This window comes from Bacillus cereus group sp. BfR-BA-01524 (genome assembly GCF_022662595.1).
Taxonomy (GTDB): Bacteria; Bacillota; Bacilli; order Bacillales; family Bacillaceae_G; genus Bacillus_A; species Bacillus_A thuringiensis_S.
The window spans coordinates 1-20543 of record NZ_JAKUDW010000072.1; the positions used below are offsets into that span (position 1 = coordinate 1).

The following is a 20543-nucleotide window of genomic DNA, read 5'->3' on the forward strand; positions in this document are numbered from 1 at the left end:
AAACGTTTCAATAATTTCTTTTAATGTTGGGACTTTAGCATTTTCAAATTCTTTCTTTGCTAAGTTCGGATATTTTTCGTTGAAAAAAGAACCTGCATTTAGTTGCTTTATTTCTTCTAATGTATGCTCTTTCACTAGCCCTGTACCATTTGTTGTACGGTTTAAGGTTTCGTCATGCATAGCCACTAAATGTCCATCTTTTGTCATTTGGAGATCAATTTCTATATAATCTCCATTCATTTGTTGGCCTAATTGATATGCCTCTATTGTATGTTCAGGTGCGAACGCAGAAGCACCTCTATGTGCGATATTTTTTATATGATTTGATTGATTAATAGCTTTAGTATACTTATGTTCATTTATTTTCTGAAAAACAAAGATACTTATTACTATAAAGGCACAAATTATTGTAACGAGATATATCTTTTTCATAACAATTTATAAACTCCTATATAAAGACGATTTAACTTGAATAATTTACTCAATTAAATGTCGATTTTCCAATACAGTCATTTTGCCGATAGCTTGAAATCCTGATTTTTTATAAATATTGATTCCATCTGGTGAAGCTTGTAATACACAATACGTATTTTTAAATTTTTGTGCTTCTTGCAGAAGGAAATTGAATATAGCAGATCCGAACCCTCGTCCTCTCATTCCTACTTTAGTTGCTATGTCATAAATACCAATACTATCTTTTGAACATATCAATGAACCAACAGTTACGACTTCACCTTCATATAACCCTAAAAATAATTTCATATTCTCACTGTTACATATATCAAGATTAGAAATTTGATTATAGAATGCTTGTACATGTATACCTTCTTCTGATGTGCCGAATAGATCAGCTAACGTTTCTCCAAATTTATTTATTTGTCCAGGTGAAGATGCTTGTTGAATAGTAAAACTTACTGGCATGTTTATTGTTGGGGAAATTGTTTTTAAGTCTGCTACCATCGCAATATTCTGTTCCGCTTTTTTTAAACCGATTTTAATTAACTCGCTTTTTATATCCCGCTCTTGCTCCTCATCCCATAACCAAACACTCATTGGAAAATTTCTTTGATAATAGTATTCTACCTCTTTATATAATTTCTCGATCCCTTCCGTTAAATTATTGTTTAGTAGAGTGATGATATTAAATGTATCGGCAGGTAATCCACAATCAACAGCAATATAATCTTTCGTTTTTTTTATACTCATTCCGGGCACAAATTGTGCAACATATGAAGTTTTAAATGCAAAGTTATCTAGTAGTAGTTGTTTATAATTCATCAATAGTTCTCCTTTTCATAAAAAGTAACACTCGAATTTTTCTATATTAAATATAACATATTAGAAATTTACCATTTTCTATAAAAAGTACCTCTTTAAATTGTGCTCTATAGTTTAAAATAATTAAAAATGATATAACGTTGTCGGAATGAAAAAAGTGGTATATAATAAATATTAACATTACTAGTAATTATTTTAGGTATTCCTAGAATAAAGGAGCGATACATATGAAAATTACTATTTATTTCGGAAGTCATGAAGATCAAGATGTTCGTACTATGGACTGTCATTTAGATGTAGAAGATACAGAAGAGATTGTTTCTGTATCATAATATAAATAGTTAGGGTAAACCCTATTCCTTACAGCGTTTAAGGCACCTTTTATAAGGTGTCTTTTTTGTTATATTTTCATCAAAAACCCTTTACTTTAGAGCGTTTTAATAGTAAAATATAAATATACGAACAAACGTTCTTTTTATTTTAAACGTACATGAAGGGATGATTTTAACAATGGCTCCATTAAAGCGCAGAGGAAGAAAAAAGCAAGCACCTATTATTTCAAATACAGGCTTTATCGGCTCTGTCTTTATTGATACATTGGAGTTACAAAAGAAATCCTATTATTTCGCTCGTAAAAAACTTCAAATTGTTCATCACGTACTAGATGGTCTCTCTGGAGCAACAAGTGCTTTATTTAAAGAACATAACATTTCAGCATACATGTCATGTGTGTATTTACATAAACAAAAGAAAATTGGTTTTGTTCTTTCAACGAAACCATTTGAACAAAGTGATGGCGTTGCTTATTTTGTAAATTATTTAATCGAAAAGAATTTTTATGGCGGCCATGATGAAGATGTAGAATATCAAGAAGTATTTAATACAGGTTTTATCGGTGTAGTATTCGCTGATTTATCTAGTATAGATCGCTTTAATTTCGAGTTTGAAATGGGCATGCTAACGAAATTAATGAAAGATATGATTATTCCGGTTAAAGAACTCTTTTTACGCCATAATGTACCGGCTTACATCTCCACTTCTCACTTAGAAGAACAAAACAAATTAGGTTTCGTTCTCTCTGTAAAGCCATATGACGAACGCGCTGAAGCAGATTTATATTTTGAAGCATATTTAAAAGAACGCGGATTATTTATTGGTGATGAAGAAGATGATATTGATAAGATTGTCATTAGAAAAACCGCTGAATTACGATAGAAAAGCGCAGGATTAGCATCCTGCGCTTTTTATAATTTATGAAACTGATTTACCAAATAAACGGTATTAATTTTTTTGTTTTCTGTTTATAGACTGTAAATTGTTCTCCATACTTTTTCTGTAAGTAACCATCAGATTTTGGAATATATTCAAAAACGAATACAAAGAACAGGCCTAGAGGTATAAATAAACTATAAATATTGCTAGCGATAAATGCTAAACCTAACACCCAAAGGCAATCCCCCAGATAATTAATATGAATCGCATATTTAAATAAACCACCTGTATATAGCTTACCTTGATTTACAGGATTGTCTTTAAAGGATTTTCTAAGCAGCTCTGAAACTGTGTTTAACATACTTCCTCCTAAAAACAATATCCAACCTATTGTAAGTAATATTAAATTAGGATCCTGATTACTAGTAATCATTAAGATTGGAAAACCTAAATAATAAATTCCAAAAGCAATGCTGTTCATAATGGCTTCTTGCCATGAAATCCCTCTAGGCAACCATATAAACATCATAGCCGTTAATCGTAAAGCGATGATAATCAAAGCTATAAACAGCCCTATTGAAATGCCTGGTTTGAAATAAGTAATGAAAAGTAAGTAATACGCAATGATTAGATAGATAATCTCAGTAACTAAAATTAATATTTTTTCTTTTATTGTTGGCCGGTTTATACCATACATTGTGATACGCTCCTTCCTTTATTCATTTTATAGGAAAATAAACTTCTATGATATTATTCTCCTCCTGTGTGCTATAAGGATTCGTTTTATAAACTTCAAACGGAGCTCCATTCAGTTTATAGTTATTTTCTTCAATCCAAACATGTAGCTTTGTATGAATAAAAGGTAATTCTTCGTAAGAACCAATAAGCGTAGCCATTGCGCAAAGACCGGGATTAAACACTTTTGTTTTATTTGTGGCTTCTGCAAGGGGAATCGCAATTTCCACATCATAATTTTCAGGTACATATTCTGAACTATGGAATATAGCAAGTGGTTTTGCACTAGGTAATAAATTTTCAAATAAAATTTTACTAAACAACTCATTAAAGTGTATTAGGAAATCAGCGGTATTAATTTGTTTTCGCTGAGATAATATATTATAGGTTAGGTGATTTACAAGATTAATCTCAATACGATTTAAGTAACCTATGATACTTTCCTCTTCATTTAATTGTTGAATATCAAGCTTTAATTCTTTTAATAAAGAAGAATAATATGTTATCTGCTGTGTTAGATTTTCTTGTTTGCCTTTCATTTTAGAGTTAAGCAATTCAGTATTCTCCCGATCTTCTAAAATATCCTTAATTTCTTCCAGCGAAAATAAATAAGTTTTTAATCGTGTAATCAATAAGGCTATTTCTAATTGGAAAATATCATAGTAGCGATAGCCATTCTTAACGTCTATGAAAGCTGGTTTTAAAAGCCCAATTTCATCATAATAGCGCAGCGTCTTCATTGTAAGATGAGATATTTTTGAAAACTCTCCAATTGAAAGCATAATACTCACCTCCTGTATTTAATTATTTTAAATATACTGCTTCCTGTAAGGGGAAGGTCAATCCACAAAGTTAAATTTTATTATTGTATTTCGGAACGATATTCATCCCCTCAACCTAAAATTTTAAAGTTATTCTCCAGAACGAATATGTAATCTTTTCAAAATAGTTCATGGGAAATCAGCCCATTTTTTCATTTTATAGTATTTGCATTTCTTATCTTGAAAAATGTAGCAGTATCCATTATATAAATAATCTAAGATCTACTAAGCGCTATAATCTTTCGAATGAACTTCTAATATGAAACAATTCGATGAAACTTTAATTACTATTAAATATAAGATTCCCCCTACAATTGTAATCATGTAGGCTGGAATATAATTTAATAATAGACCGGATAGCGCCATTGCTATAGGAAGCATCATTTTACTTATACTTAATCCAATGCTGAGAACTCTCCCTCTATATTCATTAGGAATCTCTTTTTGCATGAAATAAGCTATAGGTATATCAATAAGCACTATAATTAGCCCTAAAAAGAACATAACAACACAATAGGTAATAGCGTATACAAAATCATTTACCTCAAAATTTTTGAATAAAACTGGAATTCCTGAAATAATCATAAAAATCGCCAACATAAAACTTAACTTTTTCAAAAGATAAGCGTAAGAAAAACGATCAGTTATCTTTTTTACTAATATTGCACCAACTATCATACCTATCGGGAAAGTCCCTTGAATCATACCAAATTGCTTAGAACTAAGATTGAGAACTGTGTTAATAATGTATGGCAACGGAACAGTTACAGCAAAGCCTAAAAAGAAATTAAGAGAAATTAAAATACTAAAAGTATTTTTTAAGCTTTTCCGCTCCAATAAATAAGAGTATCCCTCCTTTATATCTTCAATAAAATTAATTTCTCTAATTGAACATTCCTCATTTATGTTTTGCTCAAACAATTTAAAGTTAATAAACAATATGGAAATAGCCGAAAGGATAAATGAAATACCATTTATAATTATAAAAATTTTAATATCAAAAACTGCAAAAACAATCCCCCCTAACATAGGCCCTAGAATTAAAGATATAGAATCGATAATTTTACTTATAGAATTAATACTCATTAACCGCTCTTTAGTGACCATATTCGGTTTTACGGCCTCTAAACCTATTCCAAAAAAAGTTGTAAATACTGTCATAAGAAAGGTAGTAGTATAAATGATGAATAAGTTTAATCCATAATAGCTGCTTAATATATAAACAGTTATTAATAAGCATCCGCTTAGTAAATCCATACAAATAACCAGTTTCTTTTTATCAACCTTATCAGCAATGACACCGGCAAATGGATTCATAACAATCATTGGAATCGTTCCTAATATGAGCGAAATTGCAAAATTTAACGCAGATCCGGTTATTTGTAAAATATACAATCCTAATGCAAAACTATAAATAGAGCTACCAAATAGTGATACTGTTTTTGCAATTGAATATAAACAAATATTTCTTAGTTCTTGGTTTCTTTTTTTATTTTCTATATGTAATCGTAAACTTCCCATCACTTTTCCCCCTGCCTAACTTTGTGTTACGTACATTGTAAGTTCTTGGGTCAACCCAATAGCAATATGTACTATTTGAAAAGTTTTAAGGGGAAATAAATAAAAGATGGGGTTAACCCCATCTTTTTCCGAAAAATGAATATGTATAAATTTCTTCTCCTTGAACAAAGAAATCCTCGTACCTTCCCCCTCGTATCAAATAATTTGAAGTACTTTCATCAATAGATTGAAACTGTAAATTTTCGATTTCTTTTGTTACTTTTGCAGATGTAAAATTCTCTCTGAGTCTAGGTGCAATTTGGCTATTTATACTAAATTTATTAAATAAAATAAATGAACTTAATAAATAACAATTGTGTTTAAAAAGGGAATTTAATTCGCACAATAAGAACTCCTCATGTTCAAAACTATAATTACTTGTACCTGATTGATCGATTACAATATCAACAGAATTATTCTGAATAGGTATGTTTAGAAAGTCGGCACAGATAAATAACATATTTCTTTTCACATTTCTTCTCTCAATTACATCTTTTAAAAGTAAAAGTTTATTCAAATCTCGATCAACAGCAATATATAAACACTCTTCCGGTAGTTCTTCATAAATATTTCGTAAAAAGAACCCAATACCACACCCTAAATCAAGTAGTATTTTTTCATTTAAATCTAATTGCATTAGTTTCTTTTTCGCCCATTCTCCTCCTCTTTGAACATTTTCCAAAAAAGCAGTATCAGTTTCATGAATATAATCCGAAATAGAATCTTCAAGTGATTTCTTTTCATACGCTTTCACTGAGTTGCCAGCTGTTAAAACCCCTGAAATAATCGTGTATTCTTCACCACAATTACAAATTAACTTTCCCTCAATAATTTGATTCTTATTAATAATGCCATCTTCAAGAATTAAATTTCCGTTACACTTAACACATTTAAACAAATGAAGTACTTTTAAATCTACCCCTAAAATTGAACTCGAAATTTCAGTTTCTATAGATAAATTATGTAACGCTTCCTTTAATTTGCATTTTCGTACCTCTAAAGTTTTTATTTCTTGTTCAATCTTTTCATATTTTACTTTAAATAAAGATTGATAAAAATTATCCTTTTCATAGTCTAAGGATTTCCCTAAATTTTTATAAAGAAACAGTTCTTTAATTTCATACAAGCTAAACCCTAGCCATTTGTACTCTAATATAAGTTCTATATCCTTTTGACAATACTCGTCAAAAAAATAGTGACTTCCTTTTTTCTCAGGAATAACGAGTCCGAGGTCCATATAATGTCTAATCGTATCTACACTTACATTATTTACTTCTGCAAACTTACTGATTTTCATCCTAATCACTACCATTTATATATTTGTTTATACATACTTCTTTATTATTTTAAAAAATCCTTTCATCTCCCTATACAAAATTATTTATGCTATGAAAAAGATGTAATTAATTTTAAAGTTACGCCACATACCCATCAAGCTAAGCTTATATAAGTTTAGCTCCTCTTTTTTAATCTTGAATTAAAAAAAGAGGAGCAGGTAGTACGTTTATGTTTATATATCTATAAACTGTGAGTTCATGGATGAATTAAAAACTGCGGCGTAAGTACTACAGTTTCTTCCTTCTTCATTGAGTTGAAATATGTAAAGTTACGTACTTTAACTGTAGCGGACTTGTACTACGCGTTCATATTAATTTTATAGACGTTTAAGGATTTTGTTTTATGGGTAGTATTCTTGCTGTGGAATCGGGATTGTAAATATAGATGAACGTGATTCAAATAAAAAAAGGTACTCCTAGAAGTACCTTTTTTACTATTCTATATGTGCGAACGCTTTCAAAATTATTGGATATAAATTGATGTACGCATTGTATTAAATGGTGCATTTATAGATGTCTTTTGGTACTCAAAAGTTCCTTTTTGGTGTCCAGAAGCATCCCATTTATAATACCAGCCAACGATTGGTCTTCCACCAATTATAGTGGAATCAATACTTTTTACATTAGAACCATTCATTTTAGCAAATGGGTTTTGGCCATAGCCCATTTCTTTCGTTGTAATATATAAGTATTTTCCCCCGTGGTTACGCGATGTGCTGAAGCTGTTCTGATTAATTGTTTCTACCCCGCCTAACTCAGACTCTACTTGTACGACGTTCAGTGAAGTAAGTGGTGCTGCTGGTCCAGCTGAAGCTTCTGTTGCCATTCCTAATCCGATGAACGCTGTGATTGCTAACGATGAAATCCCTAGTGCTGCTTTTTTAAACATAAAAAACATCCCCTTCCATCTATTGTTTTCTCTTTCATTGTCAATATAATCCTAATAATCTTATATGTAAATAGATTGTAGCTGTATAAATATTAGTGCGAATATTCTATTATATGTTTCTACAATTCTATTACTCAATATGAATGATTTACAGTGTAAAACGAAATACACATTACAAATTGATTCTATTATTTTCATTATTAACTAGCGTATACCGAATTTAAACCATATGAACCATTGTCACTATTTTTTTGGTTCATAAACAGATGCCTATATTTCTTGTTACTGTATAATAATGTTACATCAAACTGATGTAAGTACACATAGAAACAATAAAAGAGAGCATATTTTAAAAGATTTATTAAAACATGCTCTCTTTTATTAATTTGAATGAATCTTTCAGTAAAAAAGTACATTGATTTGTATCCTTTATGTAACAGAAATAAGTATTTTAAAAATCTTATTTTTATGCTTTTTTCTATTATTATTAAAGATAATTTATTGAATATTCTTATTGCACTCTAATTGATTTTGAATTCCTGATCTATCAATTTGAATCCAATACTCTGAAATTTTCCCATTTTCTATTCTATACACTGCACTTGCTATTTGAGTTATAGGGAGGCCTGTAGGTTCATACCCATCTATTTCTCCTATGTGTGTACCTACTTGTTTCCAGCGTACATATACTTTACTATCTTGTACTAATAATTCTTGAATTTCTAAAGAGAAATTCCCATATACTTCAATCATCTCTCTTACATGCTCAGCGTAGTCTTTCGGCGATCTGTATACTGTTTGTTCCTCTTCAGATATAACTTGATGTGCCAATACTTTATCTGCCATATATCGATTTGAAAAATCTGGATTAATCCCTGAACGCACTTCTTTAAAGAAATTTCTGATAATTATTTCCGGTTTCATTAAACATCCCCCTTAAAAATAAATCCAATTCTAATATCCCCTGAATGTATCGGATAAGTGTTATATTTTCATTCTCACTCTTTCTTAATAAACATGTCAAGTTTGTAGTGTTGACATGAAATTTGTAAACTTGCTTATGCCTCGTATTTATCATATTTTATATCCAATATTCCTAAGCTTCTGTATTCTAATTTCATTTTAATTAAATAAAAAACCCGTGAATAATTCACGGGTTTTACTTTAATAACTAATTGCTATTGTTCCTTCACCTGCATGAACCGCAAATGAAATTGGTAATGGATATAATTTGAAATCCATTTCAGGGAATGCTTGTCTAATATCTGCAATCCATTCCTCGGCTCCATCTTTATCATTAGCATGGAACATATGAAGTACTTTTGGTAATTCTTTTTCAAGTTCATTTTTAATATATTCTCGACATTTTTGGATTTTACGAACTTTCTTTTCAAGTAAAAGCTCTCCACCTTTTACTTCTAATATTAAGTTAACACTTAATAAACTTCCAAGTAAAAATTGAATGCCCTTTACACGACCACTTGCATATAAACCTTTTAAGCTTTTTGGGAATACATGAAAAGGTCTTCTTTTTTCATCTACTAATGTTTTGTATATATCTTGTAAAGTCATACCATCATTGTATAACGATTTCGCTTTTCTAATTAGTTCATCCATTGGATAACTTGTTGTTTCACTATCTAATACCGTTAATGGAAAACCTGCCATTTCTGCAGCTAGCTTCATATTTTGATAGGTTCCACTTACTTTTCCGCTAATAGCAACTGCAAATCCTTCTTCATATTCTTCTTTGCATTTCGTAAATAACTCTACCATTTCTCCAATATTAGGTTGTGAAGTAGTGACTGTTTTACCTTCGTTTAACGCATTATAAACACGTTCACGCACACCTTCTTCACAATCTTTGTACGACATTCCATCAATAATAACTTCGATTGGGATAACAAAGTTATCTCCTTCTGTTTTAAAATTCGCAGTTGTACTATCAGTAATCCAAGCAACACGCTTCATGTTGTTCCTCCCTTAATTCAATTCCTCTTTTCTAATTTTTCTATATATTTATGTTATAAAAAGAGAATATCCCTGTAATAGTAACAGGACTTTATTGTTTTGGCTATAGTAGATGCATATTAAATGTGACTATTTCTTGTCTATTTCACAAATAAAAAAGAAAATCAAGGAATTTGCTCGATTTTCTTCTTATCATATACTATTTAAAAGTTTCATTATCTAAAATTACAACATAATCATTCGTTAATCTTCCAGCTTCTTTTGTATAACTAACAAGCCTTTGTATATTATCACAGCAAATTTTTGCTCCCCATACGAGTAACGGTACGCCAATAAAATCAATATGGAACCTTCTAGAAAACAGCCCACCGAAAGTCATTGGTAAAGGCACTGTTGGTGATGTGTTAGAAAATATAATCTTTTCATGGCTTTGATAATGTTTTTGCAAGATTTCTCCTAAATGCTTCATCGCTGGTACAACAACTTTTGATGCGCCACATCCAATCGTATATACAGGATGACCATGTTCATCGATTCCATGAAAAATAATTTTTCCCATATCTTCTGTTTTCAATTTATTAAAGTAATCTACATTCAAAATTTCTTCTTTCGTTAACTTACGATCCGTTGGTAATTTATTTAAATGATACGCTGCAGCAAGTGAAGTTGTATGAGTACCGCCGAAGTCTGTGTAAATGTATATCATATTATCATCCCTTGTTGTAAAAGTTCAATGTTAATTAGTATTACCGTTCTTAGCAATGTTAAACAGGGGGTGAATGTATTTACGTTTTTTGTGTTAATTCATTATATTTTTTCCAAATATAATAACGTCTACTAATCACAGTGCCTAATGTAATACATAAAAAGGCGTTTGTTACAACCATTAATGTCTGGTGCGTACTACCAGAAAACATACTTTGTTTAAAAATAATTTTTGCTCCTAAAATAACAAGAAGGATTATTGTACTTACCCAATTTCCTTTTCGTAGTACATGACCTGTTTCACTATCTACTCGAAATGTTAAAGCTCTTCCTCGTATAATTCCAAGACCTAAGCCGATTCCAAGCATTACAACAAACAGTAGTCCTTGCAACAAAGTTATTTGTCCCGCATGAATAATGGACTGGATTGTTACAAAGCACAACAAAGCCGGAATGAGCCAAATACGGTTTATTTTCACTTTTCGTTCTTTACTTTGCATCAAAACAATAATAAGAATAACAAGTAAAATATCCATTTAGAATCCTCCCATAAACTTGTTTATCTTTAAAAATTATATTCTCCCCTTTTCATTCCATACTTGAAATACGATAGTTACTTTCAATTGTAAGATGGGAAATGTGATTCCTCATCAGCCTTAAGCATTATTTTTAAAAATAAAAAGACGTACAATTAAAAAGTACGTCTTCAATAATTTTATTAATATATTCATAACCTCGTTTAAATTTTTATTTATCAACTAATTTTACACCTTTAGAATTAGTTTTATCTAACACTCGAATGTTACATTTATTAGCCATTTTTAAAAAGATTTTATAAATACAATATCCCAAAATAGAACCTAGAACGTTACAGATTACATCATCAATATCAGTAATACGTCCCACTCCACTAAATAAAGACTGAATTAATTGTAGCAATTCAATACTAACTGATATAGTAAATCCTAATAAAATAGTATTTTTGAATTTCGTATATTTATCCCATAAGATTGGTGCTAAAAATCCTAAAGGCATTAATAATAAAATATTCCCGCCTACATTTCTTACAATTAGACCAATCATAAATAGGGCATCCCCATCATAAGCACTACCAATTTGATTGATATCTTTAATAATTGATGCAAATGGTATTATATTGACCGATCGATTCAAATTTTCAATATTAGAAGGAAAACCGATTGGTAAAGGGAATAAAGTTACTGCAACAACCATACAAATGTAGACCACGAATAAAAAACTTATTATTTCTTTCCACCAAATCATATGTTTTTTATTTTTGGTACCAATTAATATTCCACATACAATTAAATAACAAATAACCCCTAAAATAATAAACAAACTACCGTTGATCATATACAAATTGTTAACACATCCTTTCATATGAATTAATAATTAAAATTTACAACTATATAGTAATATTTTTTTATTTTAAAATCCATATAATCATATGTATTTGTGCAGAATTACAAAAACCCTTTATTTAGTAAATAAAGGGTTTCTCGTTAAATAAAATATTTTTCAAAACAGAAACAATCATGAACCCGTTTAAATTGTTTTCGTATCTCTTCTTTATTTTCACCTGTATAATGAGCAAATGTTTGAACTGGATATAATTGGTTTATATTACTTTTCATTACATCTTTTATCTCGTCTGTATGATCGGAATACACGTGTAAATATGAATCTACCTTTACAAATCCGTTCTTTTCGTACCATCCATGTACCCATAGGTTGTCCCTAGTCCATGCTTCCAGGCGATTTAGGTGAAGTTCTTTCGCTAACTTTTCTGCCTCATTTAATAGTTGATTACCAATTTTCATTCTACGGAAATCAGGATGAACTGCAATATGCCAAATCATGCCGCCAAGACCAGTCCCTCTTGAACAAACTATACAGCTACTAATTCAATAGCAGGATTTTCATATTTTTCTTTCTCTCTAAGTACATTATCATAATATGCTGTATCTAAAAAAGATAATACTCGACAACGTACCCAGTCCATTTCATCTTCTTTGTTATACGCTCGAATTTTTATATCCATGTAATTAAATACCTCTTTCTATTTCTGTCATTAATTTTTCAGGTCCTGCCCCTTTATTCGATGGAATAACTAAAGTGATTTCTAATTCTGGATATATGGCCGAGCGAAAACTGACGCCTGGATCATATCCCATTACATGATATTTGAATACCTTGTTTTCTCGTGTTTCAATCCATATTCCATATCCGTAAGACTGTTTATCATTTACATGAATGTGGGGAGTTAAAAGTAACTTTGTATATTCTTTTCCTAAAATTTCATTATTAAATAGTGCCACCCAAAATTTCAACATGTCTGGTGCAGTAACATATGCACCTCCATCAGCCCCTCCTTTTATTGGTATAGAGTAAGCGTTTGTTCTCCAATTTTGGTTGGTTTCGTCCTTTATATATCCTAGAGCTGTATGTCTTGGTAATTTATCTAACGAAAAATAGCCAGAATCATTCATGCCAATCGAATTAAAAATGTTTGTTTCTATATACTCCGTAAATTTAAGTCCCGTCTGTTCTTCTATTATTAATCCAAGTATGATAAAACCTGCGTTGTTGTAGTGAAACTTACTCCCAGGTGCAAACATCATATTACTGTTTTGGAATAATGGTAAAAAGTCTTTTAAGCTCTTTAATAGATACATAGGTGTTTGTTTCCAAAGATCCCCGAAGTTATCCATAATACTTTCATCAAAATAATCTGGTATACCAGAGCTATGCGTTAGTAGTTGATGTATTGTAATATCTTCATCGAAGTTTGGAAGTTTTATCTCTAGACAATCCTTTAATTTTGTATGAAAAGAAATAACACCTTTTTCAACAAGTTGACAGATTCCAATTGCAGTGAAAATTTTACATCCTGAGGCAATGCCGAATCTTGTTTGTATCGTATTGTTTATACATTCACTTTTGTTTGCGTAACCCATTGCTTTTTCATAGATTAAGTCTTTTTCTTTTTTTACTAAAACTACCCCAGAGAAATCTATTTTCTTTTGTATTTCTTTTACAATTTTATTAATTTCATCTTTTGTTTTTATCACGACACCCCCCTTGTCTTTCGGTATTGTTCTTTACCCTTATTAATTTTTCCATATAAAGGGGAAAGAACCCTTTTATTAAATACGATAAATTGTTAATGAGAACACAAAGTTCATTTCGAATGTATTCCGCTATTTATGGGCAGTAGGACCCCCATCTCAAAATTCAGCGAAAGCAAAGAAGTTAAGTGGGGACCCTGCTGCCCGTAAAAGCCCGATTGGTGAGGGCTGATAATCAGTGGGGGATGCCCCCTGATTAAAGTTTCACTTTATTGATTCAGTAGAATACAACTTAGATTGTGATGGGAATAAAGTAAACACACACAAGACGATAGTAATAAATAACATGATTAATGACCCTACAATAACTACAAGTTGTATAGAAATGAACTGAGTCGCAACACCAGATAATATTGTAATAAAGATTGTTACTAACGCAATAACAAGTCCATATATACTCCCAATCCGTCCCATTATGTGAACGGGAACGTTATTTTGGTAAAATGTATAAAATCCTGTATTTGCATATGCCATAGAGAAAGATAAAATAAAGAATCCAATAGCAGCTATTAAAAATATATTTGAAAAAGCATAAATTAAATAACCAATTGCGATGAATAATGATCCTATTCCAATTAGAAATGAAGGTGCTAATTTCTTTGACAAAATTGTATTTGTTATTGCACCTAAAATAAATCCCGCACCAGCTATACTAACTAGAAAACCATATTCACTATCTGTTAGTAGTAATACCTCTTTCGCAAACGATAGTTCAAGTGAATCAGTAGCGGTTGCTAATACGAACATACTTTGAAATAAGAAATACACACATACGACATACACATGTTTTCTACTAAAATTTATAACAGTATTCCAATCTTTTTTTAATACTGTAAGAGATAATGTATTACTTGTTGTATCCGAAGCTTCTTTCTTATCAAGATTAGGTAAAAGTAATGTAATTAACCCTGATAAGAGAAATGCTATAGCATTTATATATATAGCAAACTCTGGTGTACTCGCAATTAATAAAACCCCTGCTATCGCTGGACCAATTAAAAATGCACCAGATCCTATTAAACTACGTAATGAGTTGAAACGTTGTCTTTGCTCTACTGGAATTAATTTCGTCATATACGTCATAGCAGTTGGCTCATAAATTGCACTGGCCATACTTATAAAGAATACGAATACATAAACAATCCAAAGTGACGGAAGTAAAGGTAAAATAGCGATAAATAACGCACGATATATATCGAGGTGAATCATTAACTTCCGTTTATTTAAACGATCAATCATACTCCCAGACCAAGCGTTTGTAAATAAAGTGGCTAATGGTTTTATTACATATAAAGTAGCAACAGCTAAGGCTGAGCCACCCATATTATAGACAAGTACATTCAGTGCTATTAAGTAAATCCATGCCCCTAAATTCGCAATACCAACTCCGGACAGTAGTAATAAAGGATATTTCCAATCTTTAAGTAAGTTTTTCATTTTTGGCCCCCGCTTTCCAAATTGTTTTAAAACAATAAAAAAACCCCACCCCCAAGACTTTTAATCTTAGGGACGAGATTTATCATCGCGGTGCCACCCTAGTTTGTTAATATGTCACCATATTAACCTTATCAGGTACTGCATTCTCATTCATGCTTATACCATAGCTCTATAACGGGAGCTCCCGTCACACCACCCCCTTCATATCAGGTTCCGGTGTACTGCTCAGAGGCTTGATTCAATAAAGAATTTTTACTCCTTTTCAGCTACATGGAGCTCTCTGTGAAAAATTCATTTTATTTACTATTCTCTTCACTGCATTTGATTTTTTCCATATTATCACAAATGATTTTAACTGTAAATAAAAAATAATCAGATATTTAACAACGTATTATTGTTAATTTGTTTATTTTTTATTTTTTCTAAAAATTACGGTGCGTGAAATTACTTACAACTCTAAAGAAAGAGCTATTTTCATATAGCTCTTTCCAAATGCCTGGATTAATTCGTATTCGCCTCTGTTAACGGTTGTAACGGCGGTTCTAATTCTAGTTCTAGTGTATCTCCTTCTTGTAAATCTTGTCCTTTTTCAATACTTTGGCTCGTTACATAACCCGTACCAGAAGTTTTCAAATCTAATTTTAAAAGCTTAGAGAAATACATAACATCACGCATGGACCAACCTTTTACATTTGGCATTTGTGCGTTATTCCCTAATAAAAATATACGATCACCTTCACTCATTACCTCACCAGACTGTGGATATTGTTTTATTATTTTTCCTTCTCCTAAAATTACCGGCTGTAGCTTCTCTTTTTCTACACTTTTCTCCACTGTATCCATCGATTGATTTACATAATTTTGTACTTTTAATTGAGATTGTTTCGCTGCATCAGCTATTTGTTTTTCTGTATACGGTTTCACCTTTAAATATTCAAGGCTGTTTTTTATAACAGGTTTAAATATTTCAGCAAGAGGCTGAGCTCCATACTCATCTCCTTTTAACTTTGGCTGCTTAATAGCTAAGTATACAATTAACTCCGGATCGTCAATTGGAGCCATTCCTAAAAAGGAGAAAATGTAATTCTCTTTCCCTTCCATATATCGGCCATTTTCAGGATTCGGGATTTGTGCTGTGCCTGTCTTACCTCCAATTGGATAACCATCCACTTTATACATTGTACCAGTTCCTTTTGAAGATGTTATAACACGCTCCATTAAGCTTCTAACCTTGTCCGCTGTTTCTTTTTTTATCGGATTCCCAATTTCTTTCGGTTGATTTTCCATAATAACTTCTTTGTTTGTTGGATTTACAATTTTATCAACGATATATGGTTGCATCATTTTCCCGTCATTTGCTATAGCAGTAGCCGCTTGGACTAATTGAATCGGAGTAACTGTAGAACCTTGACCGAAAGAAGTTGTAACTTGTTGAATTTGCGTATTTAATAATAAAATATTTTTACTTTCTCCAGGTAAATCTATCCCTGTTTTTTGATTGAATCCAAATTTATTCATATATTGCTTAAATTTATTTGGTTTCAGTAACTGATCTTCTAAAATAGAAAAAGCTACGTTTGATGACCTTTCAAATCCTTCATCAAATGTAATTGATCCCCATCCAAATCCACCATTATGGTCTTTTATATCAGATGAACCAACGGAATATTTTCCAGATTGAAAATATTCTTTTCCGTTATATACACCTTCATTAATGGCAGCTGCTAACGTAAAAACTTTCATAGTTGAACCTGGTTCATATGCATTTGCAATCGGGTCATTTAAAAAGTATTCGATATCACCTACATTAGGATTGTAACTAGGTTTACTAGACATTGCTAAAACCTTTCCTGTTTTTGGATCAGCAATAATGCCAATTAACATAGAAGGATCATAATGTTCTTGCGCTTTGTTCATCGCTTCTTCTAAAAAGCTATTGATTTGTTTATCAAGCGTTAAATATACGTTATTCCCATTTTTAGCAGGTTCTACTTTACCTATATCATTCGTAAGCGGAATCCCCCTTCGTGTACCCACATATTCTATTTTCCCGTTTGTAGAGCGCAAATATTTATCCAAGCTCTTTTCAAGTCCAAATTTCCCTTCCGTATTCCCTTTATCATCTGGTCTAGCAAAACCAAGTATATAGGATGCAAAGTCTTCATTTGGATACACTCTTGCTTTTTCCGACATAAAAGATACACCTGATATTTTTAAATTATTAATTTTTTCTTTCGTTTCCCTAGATAAGTTCCGACCGATTTTTCCAATTTCAACTTGCGTACGTCCTTCATGAAAGTTTTTTAATACTTCTTCTTTATCAATTTCAAGCGCATCAGCTAATTGTTGTGCGGTTTCATCTTTATTTTTCACTTTATCTTTTCCTTTTAAATTCACAACAACTCGATACGTTGTAGAATCTTGTACTAACACCTTTCCGGTTTGATCATAGATAGTGCCACGATTCGCTTCTAAAACACCTTTTTTATTATGTTGTTCATCCGCGAGATCCTTTACATTCACATTATGCACGACTCCTACTGCCTGGATATAGAATATACGCAAAATCATAATAAGAAACAAAGCAATAAAAGCAATCATCATATATCGAGCGCCTTTATTCGTTTGAAGTTTTTGCATATTTATCTCCTTTCTTTTTGGATTGATTTATACGAAGATACGGTTTGAAATTTGTAGTTTTTGTTTGCAATACTATATGTTTCGAAGTTTTCTTTTTAATTCCTTTAAAACAATGCGAAACTGACTATTGTTATTTTGTGTCTTTATTTTTTTATTTAAAATACGGTGCGTGAAATTTCTGAATATTCATTAATGAAACTTGAATGTATAGCACTCTACACTCTTTTCGTATTTACTATAAAAAAGTTCCCCTCCGGATGTCCAAAGGGGAACTTTTTATAAGAAAATTACGCGATATGATTATATTTCGCTAAGAAAGGAATTCGTCTTGCTACTAATGCATACATTTTGAATACCAATTTTGCTATTGGTTCAAACATACGTGTACTTTGCATTACTAAAGCGCTCGTAATAAGCGTTAAGAATGCTGCGCCAAGTATATCTAAAGGATAATGAACACCTACGTACATACGTGATATACCGACTAACACTGCCCATAATAGCGCGATGTATTTCAGTTTTTCTCCTCTAAGAATAAATACGAAGGCGATTGAAAATACAAGTACAGAATGATCACTAACGAATGATGAATCTGCTGCATGTGGTACTAATTGATGTACATCATGTGATACGAACGGACGCGGATGGTAATATACCGCGTGTATAAGAACATTTACTAATAATGCAATAATAACCGAAAGCGTCGTATATAAAACTGTATATTGTTTTCTAATTGCTTTCTCTTTCTTTCCATTATTAAACCATAAGATAAGCATAAATAGAATGGCTACGTATGCAGCGCTATTTGTAATAGCAACCATTAGCGTATCTAATAGTTTGGATGAACCAGCAAAATTATTAAACCACTGAAATACTGTGTAATTCATTAAACTCTCTCCTTACATACAAGTGTTCTTGATTTACACAGTATACAATACCATTATGAAAATAGGCTTAAACTTTTTTCATCTAATTCTCATTTTACTATTACTCATGTGACAATTATAAAACAAATTTTATACGCTATTTATGTATAAAGCCGGTAAGCCTTTATAATAAGGCGGTTCGTATTTTTTCTTGTTTTGGATACATAACATGTTCATTTAAATATACTAATTGCAAAATCATATTTTTTAATTCATTTGAAGTACAATATTTCCGAATTGTTCTCCAATCTCCATACGGCTTAGCGCACTAATTGCTTCTTCTAACGAGTAAACTTTATCAATAATTGGTTTAATTTGATGTTTTTCTATAAACTTTATCATCTCATTAAATTCCTCACGGCTACCCATGGATGTTCCCATAATATCAATTTGATTATAAAATAATGCGCGTAATGGTAATTCAATTTTATCTCCTGAGCTTGCACCAAAATTCACGATTCTTCCATTTGGTTTTAATACATCAAAATATTTCAAAAAAGTTGCCGGACCTATACTATCTATTATTAAATCTACTTTTTCACCTTGTAAGCTCTCTCCCCAATTTCCGGCACTATGAAACGAAATATCTGCACCATATTTTTCAGCAAGTTCCATTTTATTCTCTACCCTTGAAGTAACACTCACTTTTGCGCCGATTGCTTTCGCGAATAACATGGAAAAAGTAGCAACACCACCGCCTATTCCCGGAATTAAAACGTGTTCGCCGCACTTCAATCTACCTTTTGTAAAAAGCGCTCTATATGCAGTTAATGCGGATAAAGATAAAACACCTGATTCTTCCCAAGTAAGATATGCCGGCTTTTCTACTACATTTTCAGCCGGTACAATTACATATTCAGCAAACGTTCCACCTTTCGGTCCACCTAGCACTTCCGGTAACTCCGGTACTTCAGTAGCATGTTCCCATCCAATACTAGGATTAATAATAACTTCTGTATGTAGTGTAATATTTGAAACTCCTTCTCCTATTTCTGTAACCATTCCTGATCCATCTGACCCTATTACTAATGGTAGATCCATTTCTTTTCTATTATTTATAATAAATAAATCCCTATGATTTAATCCTGCAGCTTTTAACTTGACTTTTACTTCACTTGCATTAGGACTTATCTCAGGTAGAAATTTATATTCTAATCCCTCTAATCCTTTTTTATAATGATGTACAATAGCTTCCATTGCTTAATTCCCCCTTAATATTTCCAATGTACTAGAAATATCGAAATAAATAAAATAGTTTGCCTCCAATAATTAGAAATTATATATTTTGTCATGAAAAGAACGAAAAATCCTCTCCCTATAAAAAGTATAGGAAGAGGTTTCAAAACTAGTTAGATAAGAATCTATAAATTTATTGAATTCTAGCCAATTCTAATATTTTCCGAATAAATGGCGCTTTTGCCTTTGTATATGAAACACGATCAAAAGCATATGTAATAGCAAGCATCTCTTTTAATTCTCTATATTCTTTACGTGCCCATTCATGGCTTATTAGAAAGTCACGAAATAAAATATTGTTTCTCCACTCGTAACTATTATAAATATAAACATACAAATGATGAGTACCCGCTCTCCATTTTCCCTTTCTAAAAAAACGCCAATTCGTAGCTTCTTTTGGAACAAACTCATATCCAATTTCCGATAGAATTTCAATCCAGTTTTCAGTTATTTGCAAGTCTGTTACGCCAATCATCATATCAATAAGAGGTTTAGCTCCTAATCCTGCTACTGCAGTGCTTCCTATGTGTTCAACAGCAATTATTTCTTGTCCTAACAAGGAACAGAATTTCTCTTTTTCTTTTATATACTCTTCAACCCAGTCTTTTTGATATGCTTTAATAACAATTTGTTGATCCATTGTATTC

19 protein-coding genes, 1 pseudogene and 1 other annotated feature are annotated in these 20543 nt (G+C 31.3%); of the genes and pseudogenes, 1 reads left to right on the top strand and 19 read right to left on the bottom strand.

The features are described 5' to 3' along the window. The coding region (locus tag MR170_RS21910; protein WP_276575650.1) for a glycerophosphodiester phosphodiesterase family protein at positions 1 to 432 on the bottom strand (432 nt) is incomplete at its 3' end. 45 nt (positions 433 to 477) lie between these two features. Beyond that, positions 478 to 1278 (bottom strand): GNAT family N-acetyltransferase, encoded by an 801-nt coding sequence (locus tag MR170_RS21915; protein WP_242309279.1) that lies wholly within the window; start codon positions 1276 to 1278, stop codon positions 478 to 480. A gap of 510 nt (positions 1279 to 1788) precedes the next feature. Here MR170_RS21915 and MR170_RS21920 point away from each other — a divergent pair. Continuing rightward, positions 1789 to 2493: a hypothetical protein gene (locus tag MR170_RS21920; RefSeq protein WP_000035355.1), complete on the top strand. Its 705-nt coding sequence runs from the start codon at positions 1789 to 1791 to the stop codon at positions 2491 to 2493. Between the two features lie 49 nt (positions 2494 to 2542). On the opposite strand, the gene MR170_RS21925 is transcribed toward MR170_RS21920, so the two are convergent. The 17 genes and pseudogenes from MR170_RS21925 to MR170_RS22005 form a co-directional block, all read right to left on the bottom strand. Then, entirely contained in the window at positions 2543 to 3187 is a 645-nt protein-coding gene (locus MR170_RS21925; protein WP_242309280.1) for a methyltransferase family protein, read from the bottom strand. Positions 3188 to 3209: 22 nt separating this feature from the next. Continuing rightward, positions 3210 to 4007 (bottom strand): MerR family transcriptional regulator, encoded by a 798-nt coding sequence (locus tag MR170_RS21930; RefSeq protein WP_242309282.1) that lies wholly within the window; start codon positions 4005 to 4007, stop codon positions 3210 to 3212. A gap of 264 nt (positions 4008 to 4271) precedes the next feature. After that, entirely contained in the window at positions 4272 to 5567 is a 1296-nt protein-coding gene (locus MR170_RS21935) for an MFS transporter (protein ID WP_224980358.1), read from the bottom strand. 112 nt (positions 5568 to 5679) lie between these two features. Beyond that, a complete protein-coding gene (locus MR170_RS21940; protein WP_242309283.1) occupies positions 5680 to 6903 on the bottom strand; it encodes a MerR family transcriptional regulator in 1224 nt (407 codons plus the stop codon). A gap of 503 nt (positions 6904 to 7406) precedes the next feature. Then, positions 7407 to 7832 carry a DUF4879 domain-containing protein gene (locus MR170_RS21945; protein WP_242309284.1) on the bottom strand — a complete coding sequence of 142 codons (426 nt, stop codon included), beginning with the start codon at positions 7830 to 7832 and terminating at the stop codon, positions 7407 to 7409. Positions 7833 to 8330: 498 nt separating this feature from the next. Continuing rightward, positions 8331 to 8756, bottom strand: coding sequence for an ester cyclase (locus MR170_RS21950; protein WP_242309285.1), 426 nt, complete (start codon positions 8754 to 8756; stop codon positions 8331 to 8333). Positions 8757 to 8996: 240 nt separating this feature from the next. After that, on the bottom strand, positions 8997 to 9803 hold the full coding sequence (locus MR170_RS21955; protein WP_242309286.1) for a DegV family protein: 807 nt from the start codon (positions 9801 to 9803) through the stop codon (positions 8997 to 8999). A 199-nt stretch (positions 9804 to 10002) separates the two neighbouring features. Next, positions 10003 to 10509: a DUF3189 family protein gene (locus MR170_RS21960; RefSeq protein WP_000639421.1), complete on the bottom strand. Its 507-nt coding sequence runs from the start codon at positions 10507 to 10509 to the stop codon at positions 10003 to 10005. A 79-nt stretch (positions 10510 to 10588) separates the two neighbouring features. Then, the gene (locus MR170_RS21965; protein WP_242309287.1) at positions 10589 to 11044 is read right to left on the bottom strand and encodes a CcdC protein domain-containing protein; all 456 of its coding nucleotides are present in this window, start codon (positions 11042 to 11044) and stop codon (positions 10589 to 10591) included. A 211-nt stretch (positions 11045 to 11255) separates the two neighbouring features. Beyond that, positions 11256 to 11888, bottom strand: a complete 633-nt coding sequence (locus MR170_RS21970) for a VanZ family protein (protein WP_029442461.1) — start codon at positions 11886 to 11888, stop codon at positions 11256 to 11258. A 143-nt stretch (positions 11889 to 12031) separates the two neighbouring features. Beyond that, a pseudogene (locus MR170_RS21975) lies at positions 12032 to 12570 on the bottom strand (GNAT family N-acetyltransferase). 4 nt (positions 12571 to 12574) lie between these two features. Next, positions 12575 to 13600 (bottom strand): serine hydrolase domain-containing protein, encoded by a 1026-nt coding sequence (locus MR170_RS21980; protein ID WP_016081413.1) that lies wholly within the window; start codon positions 13598 to 13600, stop codon positions 12575 to 12577. A gap of 261 nt (positions 13601 to 13861) precedes the next feature. Next, complete coding sequence (locus MR170_RS21985; RefSeq protein ID WP_016081414.1) at positions 13862 to 15094, bottom strand: MFS transporter; 1233 nt, start codon at positions 15092 to 15094, stop codon at positions 13862 to 13864. 65 nt (positions 15095 to 15159) lie between these two features. Beyond that, positions 15160 to 15419 (bottom strand) — a binding site (T-box leader). Positions 15420 to 15595: 176 nt separating this feature from the next. Continuing rightward, a complete protein-coding gene (locus MR170_RS21990) occupies positions 15596 to 17734 on the bottom strand; it encodes a penicillin-binding protein (protein WP_242309288.1) in 2139 nt (712 codons plus the stop codon). 287 nt (positions 17735 to 18021) lie between these two features. Further along, positions 18022 to 18621: an undecaprenyl-diphosphatase gene (locus MR170_RS21995; protein WP_016081416.1), complete on the bottom strand. Its 600-nt coding sequence runs from the start codon at positions 18619 to 18621 to the stop codon at positions 18022 to 18024. 246 nt (positions 18622 to 18867) lie between these two features. Continuing rightward, complete coding sequence (locus MR170_RS22000) at positions 18868 to 19857, bottom strand: zinc-binding dehydrogenase (protein ID WP_242309289.1); 990 nt, start codon at positions 19855 to 19857, stop codon at positions 18868 to 18870. 172 nt (positions 19858 to 20029) lie between these two features. Continuing rightward, positions 20030 to 20536 carry a GrpB family protein gene (locus tag MR170_RS22005; RefSeq protein WP_242309290.1) on the bottom strand — a complete coding sequence of 169 codons (507 nt, stop codon included), beginning with the start codon at positions 20534 to 20536 and terminating at the stop codon, positions 20030 to 20032. Between the last annotated feature and the right edge of the window lie 7 nt (positions 20537 to 20543).

Excerpts from the sequence above, each read along its gene's own strand:
- MR170_RS21960 (WP_000639421.1), bottom strand. The coding sequence starts at position 10,509 with ATGATATACATTTACACAGACTTCGGCGGTACTCATACAACTTCACTT.
- MR170_RS21915 (WP_242309279.1), bottom strand. The coding sequence starts at position 1,278 with ATGAATTATAAACAACTACTACTAGATAACTTTGCATTTAAAACTTCA.
- MR170_RS22005 (WP_242309290.1), bottom strand. The coding sequence starts at position 20,536 with ATGGATCAACAAATTGTTATTAAAGCATATCAAAAAGACTGGGTTGAA.
- MR170_RS21930 (WP_242309282.1), bottom strand. The coding sequence starts at position 4,007 with ATGCTTTCAATTGGAGAGTTTTCAAAAATATCTCATCTTACAATGAAG.
- MR170_RS22000 (WP_242309289.1), bottom strand. The coding sequence starts at position 19,857 with ATGGAAGCTATTGTACATCATTATAAAAAAGGATTAGAGGGATTAGAA.
- MR170_RS21995 (WP_016081416.1), bottom strand. The coding sequence starts at position 18,621 with ATGAATTACACAGTATTTCAGTGGTTTAATAATTTTGCTGGTTCATCC.
- MR170_RS21935 (WP_224980358.1), bottom strand. The coding sequence starts at position 5,567 with ATGGGAAGTTTACGATTACATATAGAAAATAAAAAAAGAAACCAAGAA.
- MR170_RS21965 (WP_242309287.1), bottom strand. The coding sequence starts at position 11,044 with ATGGATATTTTACTTGTTATTCTTATTATTGTTTTGATGCAAAGTAAA.
- MR170_RS21940 (WP_242309283.1), bottom strand. The coding sequence starts at position 6,903 with ATGAAAATCAGTAAGTTTGCAGAAGTAAATAATGTAAGTGTAGATACG.
- MR170_RS21950 (WP_242309285.1), bottom strand. The coding sequence starts at position 8,756 with ATGAAACCGGAAATAATTATCAGAAATTTCTTTAAAGAAGTGCGTTCA.
- MR170_RS21955 (WP_242309286.1), bottom strand. The coding sequence starts at position 9,803 with ATGAAGCGTGTTGCTTGGATTACTGATAGTACAACTGCGAATTTTAAA.
- MR170_RS21990 (WP_242309288.1), bottom strand. The coding sequence starts at position 17,734 with ATGCAAAAACTTCAAACGAATAAAGGCGCTCGATATATGATGATTGCT.
- MR170_RS21925 (WP_242309280.1), bottom strand. The coding sequence starts at position 3,187 with ATGTATGGTATAAACCGGCCAACAATAAAAGAAAAAATATTAATTTTA.
- MR170_RS21985 (WP_016081414.1), bottom strand. The coding sequence starts at position 15,094 with ATGAAAAACTTACTTAAAGATTGGAAATATCCTTTATTACTACTGTCC.
- MR170_RS21920 (WP_000035355.1), top strand. The coding sequence starts at position 1,789 with ATGGCTCCATTAAAGCGCAGAGGAAGAAAAAAGCAAGCACCTATTATT.
- MR170_RS21945 (WP_242309284.1), bottom strand. The coding sequence starts at position 7,832 with ATGTTTAAAAAAGCAGCACTAGGGATTTCATCGTTAGCAATCACAGCG.